Origin of the sequence: Nonomuraea rhodomycinica (assembly GCF_013363995.1) — a bacterium.
GTDB classification, from domain to species: domain Bacteria; phylum Actinomycetota; class Actinomycetes; order Streptosporangiales; family Streptosporangiaceae; genus Nonomuraea; species Nonomuraea rhodomycinica.
Genome location: NZ_JABWGO010000006.1, coordinates 15903 through 28499 on the forward strand (window position 1 = coordinate 15903; position 12597 = coordinate 28499).

General features: G+C 75.3%; 9 protein-coding genes. 4 read left to right on the forward strand and 5 right to left on the reverse strand.

Going from position 1 to position 12597, the window contains the following annotated elements; translation table 11 throughout:
* Positions 1-39: 39 nt before the first annotated feature.
* Together HT134_RS24080 and HT134_RS24085 are read right to left on the reverse strand one after the other, a co-directional pair.
* Positions 40-2472: a helicase C-terminal domain-containing protein gene (locus tag HT134_RS24080; RefSeq protein WP_175602732.1), complete on the reverse strand. Its 2433-nt coding sequence runs from the start codon at positions 2470-2472 to the stop codon at positions 40-42.
* Between the two features lie 59 nt (positions 2473-2531).
* Positions 2532-3206: a TetR/AcrR family transcriptional regulator gene (locus tag HT134_RS24085; RefSeq protein WP_175602733.1), complete on the reverse strand. Its 675-nt coding sequence runs from the start codon at positions 3204-3206 to the stop codon at positions 2532-2534.
* A gap of 220 nt (positions 3207-3426) precedes the next feature.
* Between HT134_RS24085 and HT134_RS24090 the strand changes: the two genes are divergently transcribed.
* Entirely contained in the window at positions 3427-4044 is a 618-nt protein-coding gene (locus tag HT134_RS24090; RefSeq protein ID WP_175603078.1) for an HAD family hydrolase, read from the forward strand.
* 91 nt (positions 4045-4135) lie between these two features.
* Positions 4136-4531 carry a cold-shock protein gene (locus HT134_RS24095; protein ID WP_175602734.1) on the forward strand — a complete coding sequence of 132 codons (396 nt, stop codon included), beginning with the start codon at positions 4136-4138 and terminating at the stop codon, positions 4529-4531.
* Between the two features lie 30 nt (positions 4532-4561).
* Here the strand turns inward: HT134_RS24095 and HT134_RS24100 are convergent, their stop codons facing one another.
* Complete coding sequence (locus HT134_RS24100) at positions 4562-6235, reverse strand: MFS transporter (protein WP_312888379.1); 1674 nt, start codon at positions 6233-6235, stop codon at positions 4562-4564.
* A gap of 237 nt (positions 6236-6472) precedes the next feature.
* On the opposite strand from HT134_RS24100, the gene HT134_RS24105 reads away from it, so the two are divergent.
* Positions 6473-7282, forward strand: coding sequence for a DUF3027 domain-containing protein (locus HT134_RS24105; protein WP_175602735.1), 810 nt, complete (start codon positions 6473-6475; stop codon positions 7280-7282).
* Positions 7283-7386: 104 nt separating this feature from the next.
* Positions 7387-10590, forward strand: a complete 3204-nt coding sequence (locus HT134_RS45900) for a sacsin N-terminal ATP-binding-like domain-containing protein (RefSeq protein ID WP_175602736.1) — start codon at positions 7387-7389, stop codon at positions 10588-10590.
* Positions 10591-10673: 83 nt separating this feature from the next.
* Here HT134_RS45900 and HT134_RS24115 read toward each other — a convergent pair whose 3' ends face one another.
* Both HT134_RS24115 and HT134_RS24120 read right to left on the reverse strand, forming a co-directional pair.
* Positions 10674-10877 (reverse strand): hypothetical protein, encoded by a 204-nt coding sequence (locus HT134_RS24115; protein ID WP_175602737.1) that lies wholly within the window; start codon positions 10875-10877, stop codon positions 10674-10676.
* 109 nt (positions 10878-10986) lie between these two features.
* Positions 10987-12486 (reverse strand): alpha/beta hydrolase, encoded by a 1500-nt coding sequence (locus HT134_RS24120; RefSeq protein WP_246365260.1) that lies wholly within the window; start codon positions 12484-12486, stop codon positions 10987-10989.
* Positions 12487-12597 lie beyond the last annotated feature (111 nt).

The following is a 12597-nucleotide window of genomic DNA, read 5'->3' on the forward strand; positions in this document are numbered from 1 at the left end:
GGACAGCCGGGCCACTCCGGTGATCCGCCGCCGGGGTCGTCAGGACAGCCCGGCCACTCCGGTGATGCGGTGCAGGGCGAAGCGGTGGACGGCCGCCCTCGTCTCGTCGTACGCGGTCAGGTAGCCGCCCTCCATCCGGGCGGGTTCGAGGATGCGGGACGTGGCGTTGCCCTGGGAGTCGAGGTAGCCGATCCACACCCGTACACCCTGCTTGATGGCGTCCTGGAGGGCGGTGATGGTGCTCGTCGCGGGGCCGCGCGGGATCGCGCCGCCCGGCGCGGCGACCGGCTCGCGGCGGGCCAGGTGCGCGGCGTCGCCGGCCCGCAGCGCGCGCACGGCCGCCGCCGCCACCTCGGGGTCCAGGCCGTTGGAGGCCGGCACGGACCGGGTCTGCGCCGGGCCCTCCGAGCGCCGGCCGTCCAGCCGGGAGACGATCACGTCGCCGTCGAGCGACTCGGCGACCGGCGCGTACCCCATGGCGCGCAGCGAGTCGACCAGCGCGGCCCGCGAGGTGCGCGAGGCGATGACGGTCGGCGCGAGCCGGCGCAGCCGCAGCGAGGCGGAGCGGCGGTCGGCGGTGATCTGGTCAAGCAGCGCCGGGTCGTCGCAGCGGATGTACGCGCTGGCCGTGCCGACCCGGATGCGGCCGTGGCGCCGCGCCACGTCGGCGACCAGGTACGACAGCGCCTGCGGCACCGGTGTCGCGGAGTGGCGCTCCAGTGCCGCCAGCAGCTCGTCGGCGCCCTGCCCGGCGTCGAGGGCGCGCCGGACCGACGCGTCGCTGAACCGGTAGACGGTCGCGCCGCCCTTGGACTCGACGTCGGCGGCCAGCGTCATCCAGCGGTTGAGCTCGCTGGTCAGCGGGCCGGGCGCGACGGCCGTGAGGTCGGCCTGGAGCAGGACGTGGTCGACGGGCTCGGGCAGCAGGGGCGCGAGCACGGCGGCGGGATCGCCGGCCGCCGCCTTCGCCGCAGCGCCCTTCGTCCCCTTCGAGCCCGACGCCTTCCCCTTGTGAGTCCCGGCGCTCTCCTCGGCGCCCGGGCCGATCCCCGCGGCGGCCATCAGGGCGCGGCCGTGCCCGGACAGCACGCCGAGACCGGTCACACCCACCTGCTCGGCCTCGCGCAGCGCGAACTCGACGAGCTGCTCCCGCAGCGGCCCCCTGCGGCGCGGCTGCTCCCAGGCCATCCGGTCGAGCACCGACGCCCGGGACGGCGCGAGGCCGGGCGCCGAGGCGAGCACGCCGAGCGCCGCCGCCCGCACCACCGGCGCGGCCGTCCGGCGCAGGTCGGGGTGCAGGGCGTTGAGCGGCCGGTCGCGCTCGTCGCGCTCACCGACCAGGCCGGGCACGCGGTCCATGGTCAGCCAGGTGAGCGCGAGCGTCACCCACCGGTCGGCCGTCGACCGGACCCGCCACAGGTCGTAGCCGGTGGTCGGCAGCCACTCGCCGTCGACGCCGCCGCCCTGGGCGACGAGCCCGGCCGCGTGCGCCACCTCCACCGCCAGCGCCGCCGCCCACTCGGGCACGTCCAGCTCGGTGGTGACGCGCTTCATGTCGCGCACGCCGAGCCCGCCGGTGCGCAGCACACCGGGCGGCTCGAAGCTCCAGCGCTCGCACAGCTCCTCCACCACCCGGACGAACGCGAACGCCTGGCCGGCCGCGGTGCGGTCGGCCAGCCCCTGCTCGCGCGCCGTGCCCTCCAGGGCGGGCGGCTCGGCCAGCAGGTCGCGGTGGACGCGGCCGCCGCGCAGGTGCAGGCCGACCTCGCGGGGCAGCGTCACGCTCTCCTCGCCGGTGGCGGCCAGCAGCCCGCGGGCGAGCAGTTGCTCGATGGGGGAGCGGGCCGACCCGATCCGCACCTCGCGGCGGGCGTTGGGCACCCGGCCCGTCGCCGGGCCCCAGGCGAGCTGGTCGAGCGCCGCCCTGGCCTCGCCGGAGACCTCCTCCAGGAGCTTGGCCGGCTCGGCGAGAGCCGCGGCCAGCCGCTCCTTGCCCGAGCCGGTGGTGCCGGGCGCGATGTCGTCGGCCAGCTCGTCGAGCTGCTCGGGCGGGTGGTGGCGGAAGACCTCGGCGACGGTCGGCCCCAGCCCGGCCGGGTCGTCGAGCGCCTTGCGCACTCCGGGGGCCAGGTCGAGCGCGTCGTCGGGGCCGTACACGAGGGCGAGGTCACGCAGCCGGTCGAGCGCGGCGCCGAGCGCCGGCTCGGGCTCACCGGCGGCGAGCGCGCGTCCGACCAGGTCGGCCAGCGTCTCCCGCGGCGCGGGCCCGTCCTGCACGGCCAGCGTCTCGACGACGGCCAGGGTGAAGCGGTCGAGCCGGTCGAGGGCCCGGCCGATCGCCGACGGGCTGCCGGCCCGCGCGGCCAGGCCCTCCAGGTGCGCGGGGACCGGGGTGATCAGCTCGGGGCGCGCGGACACGAGCGCCCGCAGCTGCGCGTCGCTGCGGGCCCTGATCCACTCGGTGAACTCCATTGATGCCATGGTATGTCCACCAGATCGCGCCGCCGTGGCCGCGGACGTGGCCGCGTGGGTCAGCCGAGCCGCGCCGGGGCGGGCAGCAGGCCGAGCGCGAGGCGCACCCAGGCCGCGACGAACCGATCCTTGTCGGCGTGCCCCGGCGCGTCGCCGACCGTCTCCTGGAACATCCGGTAGTGGACCACGGCGCCGCCGAGCACGGCAGCGATGCCGCTCCAGTCGACGTCCGCGTCGCGGTACTCCGGCTGCGTGGAGAACCACGTGGTGATGGCGTCGAACATGGGCTGGAGCAGCCCCTCGCGCACCACCGCCACCAGCTCGGGGAACTGGCTGAGGTCGCGGAAGAACACCCGGGTCAGCTCGGACTCCTCGCGCACCTTCGCCAGCCCGGCCCGGCACAGCCGGGTCAGCCGCGTCTCCAGCTCGACGGAGCCCTCCATGTCGCCCAGCTCGGCCAGGCTGTCGGCCACCTGGGTGCGGGTGCGCGCGGCGTGCTCGTTGATGGCCGCGGCGAGCACCTCGTACTTGGACCTGAAGTGGCGGTAGAGCCCGCCGGCGCCGGGGGACAGCCCCGAGGCGGCCTCGATCTCGGCCACCGACGTGGCCGCGTAACCGCGCTCGGCGAACAGGCGCAGCGCCTCGTCGATGATCCGCTCACGCGTGCTCACTGCGGGGCGGCCCCCGGCCCTGGCCGGCCCGCTCCCGGCCGCGGCGGCTGGCGATCTGGTCATGTCCTCGGTGACACCTCCGTGAGGAGCGTAGTCGTCACAGCCCGTCGCGGCCCGTCGCGGCCCGGAGCAGCCGTGCGGTCACGGGCCGCGAGGTGGTTCCCAAGGCGTCCGTACGCGGTTGTCGCCCCGATAAGTCAATGGCGTTTCCGCCCATTCCCACCGTGGCACAACAAGGCCGGTTATGGGTAACTCTGCGGTGTTTGGCATCCTGCAGCGTGTGATGACTTCCGTGGGTTTCGATCTGGACCTGACTTTGGCGGATACGCGCTCCGGTATCGCGGCCGTCTTCGACGAGCTGTCGGCGCGGGTGGGCGTGCCCATCGACAGCGACGCCGTCGTGCGCCGGCTCGGGCCGCCGCTGGAGGCGGAGCTGGCCAACTGGTTCCCGGCCGAGGAGATCCCGGCGGTGGCGACGCTGTTCCGGGAGATCTATCCGCGGGTGGCCGTTCCCATGACCACCTCGATGACCGGGGCGCGCGAGGCGATCGCGGCCGTACGGGCCCGCGGCGGCCGGGTCATCGTCGTGACCGGCAAGAACGTCCACGACGCGGTGCGGACGGTGAACTCCCTCGGGTTCGAGGTGGACGAGGTCGTCGGATCGCTGTTCGGAGCGGCCAAGGGAACGGCTCTCGCGCGCTTCGGCGCCGCCGCCTATGTTGGTGACCATGTCGCCGACATCGAGGCGGCGCGGGCGGGCGGCGCCGTCAGCGTGACGGTGGCGACCGGCCCCTACACGGTGGAGGAGTTGCGTGATCACGGAGCCGATGTGGCGCTGGGAGACCTGACCGAATTCGCCGCCTGGTTCATGGGCTGGCGCCCCCACGACGAACTCGTGTAATTGCTCCGTAATTACCCGGTCGCTCTGGCGCGCTCCGGGGCATAACCTACATCCATTCATCCTTTACGACGGTTCGAACGAGGTCCCTCCTGTGCCGAGTGGCAAGGTCAAGTGGTACGACGCCGACAAGGGGTTCGGCTTCCTCACCCGTGACGACGGCGGTGAGGTGTTCGTGCATTCCTCCGCGCTGCCCCCCGGCGCCGGGCCGCTCAAGCCCGGCCAGAAGGTGGAGTTCGGCGTCGCGGAGGGCCGGCGCGGTCAACAGGCACTGTCCGTCAGGATCCTCGACCAGCCGCCGACGCTCGCGAAGGCCAAGCCCAAGGGCAAGCGCAAGAAGCCGGACGAGATGGTGGTCATCGTCGAGGACCTGATCAAGCTCCTCGACGGCGTCTCGACGTCCTACCAGCGGGGCAAGCACCCCGACGCGGCCCACGCCAAGAAGATCGCGCAGGTGCTGCGGGCGGTGGCCGACGACCTCGACGCCTGACCCCGGAAGGGTTTGCGGGGGGCTGCCCGCTCAACCGTGAGGGTTGGTCAGCGGCTTGGTGCGCTCCAGAGTCGTGTCCAGGTCGCCGGGTTCGGGACGGGCCGGCTCATAGGCGGCGTCGGGGCGGTGGGCGGGCTCATGCGCCGGGTCCGGGCGGTGGGCGGGCTCGTGCGCCGGGTCCGGGCCGTGGGCGGGCTCATGCGCCGGGTCCGGGCGGTCGTCCGGCGGGCCGGTGCGCGCCCCGATCCGCTCGTCCACGGCGCGGATCCGGCGGCGCCGCCGTACGGCCAGCCAGCCGAGCGTGGCGGTCAGCGCCGCCCCCAGCGTGGCGAACCCCGCCACGCTGCTCTCCGACAGAGACAGCAGCAGCCCCACCAGCCCGCCGAACACCCACGCGAGCTGGAGCAGCGCCTCGACCACGCCGAACGTGGACGAGCGCACCTCCTCGCCGATCTCCCGCTGCACGATCGCGTCGAGTGCCAGCTTGCCCAGCTCCTGGGCGAACCCGGTGACCAGCGAGATCGCCACGGCGGTCCACAGCCCGAACAGGGCGGCGCTCACGATCGTGGTGACGCAGGTGACGGCCAGCGTGATGAGCACGATGACCTGCGGCGCCCGCCGCCGCGCCCAGTTCGCGGCCACCGCGCCGAGCAGGCCGCCGAGCCCGGCCGCCAGCGCGAGCAGCGCGATCGTCTTCGGCACGTCGAAGAACGGCTCGCGCTCGGCCAGCCACGGCACGCCGCCGTCCTGGACGAGGAAGAGCAGGAAGAACAGCAGGAAGCCGGAGAACAGGCGGAGCGCCACGTTCGCCCAGACCGCCTCGGCCACGGCCGGTCCCACCTGGAGCAGCGTGCGCCACTTCGGCGGGCCGCCCGGCTCGCCGTCCGCCTCCTCCAGGTCGGGCGAGTCGACGTGGCGCGGCAGCCGTACGGCCGAGACGCCCGCCAGCAGGAACACCACCATCGCCACGCGCAGCACGGCCGCGCTGCCCAGCCAGGCGGACAGCCCCGCGCCGACGGGCACCACCGCGCCCGCCGAGACCAGCGAGAACAGCGCGACCCGGGCGTTGGCCGACACCAGCGTGATGTCGGCGGGCAGCACGCTCGGCATGATCGCCGCCCGCGACACGTTGTACGCCTTGGACAGCACGAGCACCCCGAGCGCCCCGCCGAACAGCGTCACCACGTCGCCCGGCCCCACGGCGGCGGCCATCGCGAAGCACAGCAGCCCCCGGCCGAACAGCGTGCCGGCCATGACGTAGCGGCGGCCCGACCGGAACCGGTCGAGGATGGGCCCCACGAACGGCGCGAGCAGGGCGAACGGCAGCATCGTGATGAGCAGGTACAGCGCCACGGGCCCGCGCGCCTCGCCCACCGGCACCCCGAAGAAGACCGTGCTGGCCAGCGCCACCGTGACCAGCGCGTCGCCCGCGCCGTGGCCGGCGGTCAGCTCGATCAGGCGGCCGAGGCCCGTGCGGCCCGCGCCGCCCGCGTGGGTGAGGCGTCTGGTGGCCCGTCCGGCCCCGCGCACGCCGCCCGCGGCGGCCAGGCCGGCGAACCTGACGCCGCGTCCGGTGGCCCGGGCGGCCCTGGCGGTTCCGGAGGCGGTGGCCCGACCGGCGCGCGCGGTGGCGCGGCCCGCGCCGGCCATCCCGCGGCCGACGCGCCGCGAGACCCGCCGCGCCCTGTCCCAGCCACCCTCCACGGTTACCAGTCATACCCGATGGACGTCGGCTGCCGGGCGATCACTGTTCACCGTTGGGTCTTCCGGATGTATCGACATCTTTTGCCGAATTGCCCGCATGGCCCGTACGGGAGCCGGGTCGGCCCGGCCGCGGAGCCGGGCGAAGGCGGGGGAGATCCGCGCAGTCGGCACCTTCAGGTCCGGTCATGGGTGAGAATGAAGTGTGAGCGAACAGCACCTTTCGGCGGAGGCGGTCCGATGAGCCGCACCCGGACTCGCGTCTCCGCCCCCGACCAGGCCTGCGTCGCCGCGGTCGACCTGGCTCGCGCCGCCGCGGAGGAGCTCGCGCACCCCGGCGAGCCGGGCGAGCACCTCGGTTTCGAGGCCGAGGGTGACCGGGTCGTCACTCACTACTTCGCCTGCCTCGACCGCGCCTACCGGGGCTGGCGCTGGGCGGTCACCGTCACCCGCGCCTCCCGCGCGAAGAAGGTCACGGTGAGCGAGGCCGTCCTGCTGCCCGGCTCGGGGGCCCTGCTGGCGCCCGAGTGGCTGCCGTGGAGCGAGCGCCTGCGCCCCGGCGACCTCGGCGTGGGCGACCTGCTGCCGACCCCGGACGACGACGACCGGCTGGAGCCGGGTTTCGCCGAGACCGACGAAGACGTCGACCGCCAGATGGTTTTCGAGTACGGCCTGGGCCGGGCACGTGTGCTCTCGGCCATCGGCAAGGACCGGGCTGCCAGGCGCTGGCACTCGGGCGAGCACGGGCCGCACACTCCGATCGCACACGCCGCTCCCGCGCAGTGCTCCACCTGCGGGTTCTACTGGCTGCTCGCGGGTGGGCTCCGGCACATGTTCGGGGTCTGCGCGAATGAGTACGCCCCCGACGACGGCAAGGTGGTGGCCGCCGACCACGGGTGCGGGGCCCACTCCGAGGCGGCGGTCATGCCGCCGCCGGTCGAGCAGGCCACGCCGATCCTCGACGACCTCGGCTACGACCTGATCGAGGAGGAGCAGGGCGAGCAGGGCCCGGCCGGCGAGCCGGCCCCCGCGGAGCCCGGCCCCTCCTGAGCCGTCCCGGCGGCTCCGGTCCCGTGATCGTCCACGGGACCGGGAGTGTCGGTGAGGGCCGCTAACCTACGGTGGCCCCCTACTCCCAACCAGGATCGTGATCCATGACCGACACCTTCGGCACCGACCGGATGCGGGCCGCCGTGCTCGCCGCCTGGACGGCCTCGCCCGCCCGCTTCCGCGAGGACGCCAACGCCGAGGAGGACTTCGCCCTCGGCGGCTACCGTGACCGGCTGATCGTCGAGCTCGCCCAGAACGCCGCCGACGCGGCCCTGCGCGCCGGCGTGCCGGGGGTGCTCCGGCTGACCCTGCGCGACGGCGTGCTGACCGCCGCCAACACCGGCGCCCCGCTCGACGCGACCGGCGTGGAGAGCCTGTCCACGCTGCGGGTCTCCGGCAAGCGCGGCGAGACGGGCACCGCGGGCCGGTTCGGCGTCGGGTTCGCCGCGGTGGTGTCGGTGTGCGACGAGCCGTCCGTCGGCTCCCGCGGGGCGCAGTCCGTCCGCTGGTCGCGGGCCGAGACGACCGCCCTGGTGTCCGGCACGCCCGCGCTGGCCGGCGAGCTGGCGTCCCGCTCGGGTCACGTGCCCCTGCTGCGTCTGCCGTTCGCCGCCGAGCCGCTGGAGGTGCCGGAGGGCTTCGACACGCTCGTCCGCCTCCCGCTGCGCGACGAGGCGGCCGTCGCGGCCGTACGCCGCATGCTGGAGGAGACCAGCCCGGCGCTGCCGCTGGGCATGCCCGCGCTGACCGCCATCGAGATCGACGTCGAGGGCGCGACCCGCACGGTGGCCGCCGGCGGATGGCACGTCGTGTCCGACGAGGGCGACTTCGGGCCGGAGCAGGTGGCCGAGCTGTTCGCCGACCGGCCCACCGAGGAGCGCGCCCGGCCGTACTGGTCGGTCCGCTGGGCCGTGCCCGTGGCGGCCCCGGACGGCTCCGGGACCGGGGCGGGTGGCGTGGGGGAGCCGAGGCCGCTGCCCGGCGCCGTGCCGCCCGTGGTCCACGCGCCGACGCCCAGCGACGAGCCGCTCGACCTGCCGGCGCTGCTCATCGCCTCGTTCCCGATGGCCACCGACCGGCGCCACGTCGCCAAGGGGCCGCTGACCGACTTCCTCATCGAGCGGGCCGCCGACGCCTACGTCCGGCTGCTCCAGGAGCTGCCGCGCACGCCCGCGCTGCTCGACCTCGTGCCCGCGCTCATGGGCAAGGGCGAGCTCGACGCCCGCATCCGCCGGGCCATCCTGCGCAGGCTGCCCGGCACGCCGCTGCTGCCCGCCCTGTCCGCGCCCGCGCCCGCCGTGCAGACGCCGTCGTTCGCCGACGCCGAGGTCTACGAGCCCGACGCCGAGTGGCGGGTCGAGCACCCGGCGCCGGAGCGCCAGGGCGACGGCTGGGTGGTCGCGGGCCGCGAGGCCGCCGTGGTGGCGGGCTCCGGCGAGCTGCTGGCGGCCGTCGCCGACTTCGTGCCCGGCCTGCTGCCCGCGGGCTGGCCCGCCCGGCACCCGGCCATGGCCTCGCTCGGCGTGCGCCGGGTGGAGCTGGCCGAGGTCGTCGACCTGCTGTCGGGCGAGGCCGTGGAGGGGCGCGAGCCGTCGTGGTGGCGCTCCCTGTACGACGTGCTGCCCGCCGACGACCCCGAGTCGCTCGGCGCGCTGCCGGTGCCGCTGGCCGACGGCCGCCTGGTGCGCGGCCCGCGCGGCACCCTCATCCTCGACCTCGGCGCCTCCGGCGACGGCGGCGTCTCGCGCGGCGCCTCCGCGGGCGGCGCCGGGATCTCGGGCGGCGCCTCCTCGGGCGGCGCCGATGTCCCGCGTGGGGCTTCCGCGGGCGGCGCCGGTGTGTCCGGTCGCGGGGGTCTCGCGGAGGGCGCGGGGCTGGACCTGACGCCGCTGGGCCTGCGCATCGTCCACCCCGACGCCGCGCACCCCGCGCTGCTGCGGCTCGGCGCCGCCGAGGCCACGCCGCGCACGATCCTGGAGGACCCGCTCACCCGGGAGGCCGTCTCCCAGTCGCTCGACAGCCCCGACCCCGAGCCGGTGGCCCGGGCGGTGCTGTCGCTCGTCGAGGCCGGCGGCCTGGCGCCCGGCGAGGCCCCGTGGCTGGCCGAGCTGGCGCTGCCCGCCACCGACGGCGAGCTGTACCCCGCGGGCGAGCTCATGCTGGCCGACGGGGCGCTGGCCCGGCTCGTCGAGCCCGGCGGCCACCTCGGCGTGGTCGCGGCCGAGCTGGAGGAGACCTACGGCGCGCGCGTGCTGGCCGCCGTGGGGGTGCTCGACGGGTTCGCCGTGGTCCACGACGCCGACGTGCTGCTCGACCACGACGACTGCGACCACGACCTCGACGGCGAGGACGACTGGCTCGACCACGTCCTCGACCTGCTGCCCGACCTCGACGTGCCGCCGGTCGTGCCGGAGTTCACGGCGGTGCGCGATCTGGAGCTGGTCGCCGACTGGCCGGCCGCGCTGGCGCTGCTGGCCAGGCCGCCGCTGCGGGCCGCGCTCCACCCGCTGCGCGTCGAGGGCGTCGAGGTGCCGTCCTACACCGCGTGGTGGCTGTCCCACCATCCCGTGCTGGGCGGGCGGCGCCCGCGCGAGCTGCGGCTGCCCGGCGCCGACCCGCTGCTCCAGGGCCTGTACGCCGACGCGCCGGCCGGGCTCGACGAGGGCGCCCTGGCCATGCTCGGGGTGCGCACCACGCTCGCCGAGCTGCTCGCCTCCCACGGCGGCCCGGAGGAGCTGCTCGACCTGATGGCCGACGCGTCCGTCGAGGTCGACCGGGCCCAGTTGCGGGCGCTGTGGATGGCCCTGGCGACGGTCGACCCGGCGCGGGTCGCGCCGCCCTCGCGGGTGCGCGCGGTGCTGCGCGGTGACATCGTGGTGGCCGCCGCCGACGACGCCGTGGTGGTGGAGGCGCCCGACCTGCTCCAGCTCGTCACCGACCGTCCCCTGGTGCTGGCCCCGTACGACCTGGCCGAGTCGCTGTCGGAGCTGCTCGACCTGCCGCTCGCGGGCGAGCTCACCAGCGGGGAGGTCACCTCCGAGGGCGAGACCCGCCCGGTGCCGCCCGAGGTGCGCTCCCTGCTGCCCACGGCGCCCGACACGTACGTGGAGCACGACAAGCTGCTGGTCGACGGGATGGCCTGCACGTGGCGTTACTACGAGGGCATGGTGCACTGCACCGGGGTCGAGGGGCTGGCGCGCGGGCTGGCCTGGGCGACGGGGCAGTGGAACGACCGGCTCGCGGTCGCCGCCCTCCTGCGCGACCCGTCCGCCGTCCCCCTCCTGCTCGCCGAGGCCGACCTGTCCTGACCCGTCCGGGCGCCCCGGCCCGCCCGGGGCGCCCTCGGGTCCGCCCTTGTGCTCGCACCGGCCGCCAGCAGGGCGACCGGCCCTCAGAAGACCATGACCACCAGGCCCACCACGGCGAGCCCGGACCACCAGGAGGCGGCCGTGCTCATCACCCACGTCTTGGCGGCGTGACCGAACGCGCCGATGGGCACCAAGCTCACGGATTCCGGCGACCGGGAGATGCCGGCGAGGGACAGCAGCATCGTCGTCGGCACCCACGGGATGTAGGCGGCGATCGGGCCGGTCATCCCCGATCCGGGTGATCTTGTTCGCCGGTCCGGCGAACCACGGACACGTGAGCATCGGCCGGTGAGCTGCGGCATGCGCGCTCACCGGCCGATGCGAGGACCCAGGAGGTCAGGCGGCGGGGCAGCTCGTGTCGCGGGCGGGGAGCTTGCCCGTCAGCAGGTACGTGTTGACGTGCTGCGCGACGCAGGCGCTGCCGCTGAGGTAGGAGCCGTGCCCCTCGCCCTCGTAGGTGAGCAGCGAGCCCGTCCGCAGGCGGGCCGTCAGGCTCACCGCCCACCGGTACGGCGTGGCCGGGTCACCCTTGGCGCCCACCACCATGATGGGCGCAGAGCCGGTGGCGTCGATGTGCTTGGCCCGGTCGTCCCCGGGCACCGGCCAGTGGGCGCACGGCGGGACCGTGCCGTTCATGGCCAGGACGGGAAAGATCTTCTTGACCTTCCGGTTGACCGCGGCGGCCTGGGCGGGCGTGGGCCGCTCGGAGGAGTCCGCGCAGGTGATGGCCTGCATGCTGGTGAGCGTGGTGGCGTACGTGCCGTCGGCGCGCCGTCCGGTGTAGATGTCGGCGAACGCGAGGAGCATGGCGCCGTCGCCCTTCACGGCGGCGGCGACGGCCTGCTCCAGCGCCGGCCACGTGGCCTTGGCGTACAGCGGGGTGATGACGCCGAGCTGGCCCAGCGCGTGGGTGAGCGTGCGCTCGCCGACCTTGAGCGGCTTGTCCCGCAGGCCGGCCACGAACGCCTCCACGGTCTTCTTCACCGTGGCGGGGTCCTGGCCGAGGTCGCAGCCCTTGGCGACGCAGTCCTTGGCGAAGGCGGCGAAGGACGTCGCGAACCCGGTCGCCTGGATGACGGCCCGGTCGGCGAACGTGCCGCTGGGGTCATAGGCGGCGTCCAGGACGAACCGGCCGGTGTTCTTGGGGAAGTGGGTGGCGTAGACGGCGCCGAGCTGCGTGCCGTACGACAGCCCGAAGTAGTTGAGCTTGGCCTCGCCGAGCGCGGCGCGGATCCGGTCCATGTCGCGGGCGGCGTCGACCGTGCCGACGTGCGCCAGCACCTTGCCCGAGTCCTTGCGGCAGGCGGCCACGTACTTCCGGACCGCCTTGTCGCCGCCCGCGCCGTCCATCGCGGCGAGGATGGCCTCGACGTCACCGCCGCAGCGGACGCCGGCGCTGCGCTCGACGCCGCGCGGGTCGAAGCTGACCAGGTCGTAGCGGGTGCCGAGGGCGGCGAACGCCCGGGCGGACATGGCCAGCGTGTCGACGCCGGAGCCGCCGGGGCCGCCGAAGTTGAAGACGAGGGAGCCGAGCCGGTCGCCGGTGGCCTTGATCCGGATCAGCGCGAGGTCGATGCGCTCGCCGCCGGGCCGGGAGTAGTCGAGGGGTACGGCGAGCGTGCCGCACTGGAGGGTCGGATCGGCGGTGAGGGGCTTGCCGTCGGGGCCCGTGAGGCCGGTGCAGGTCTTCCAGGAGATCGCGCCGCCGCCCTGCCCGGCCCCGGAAGCCGTCGCGGTGGTCGTCGCGGTGGTCGAGGCGGTGGCGGCCCCGGTCGGGCCCGCGCATCCGGCGAGGGCGGTCAGGCAGAGGGCGGAGACGAGGGCGGTCTTCTTCATGCCCATCAGCATGGTCTTGCCGATCTCGCCCAGGTAGTGCCCGGAAACAGCTCTTCGGGGTGACTTCGGGGACGGCCGGGACATGACGAATGTCAGCCCCGGGGGCCGCGG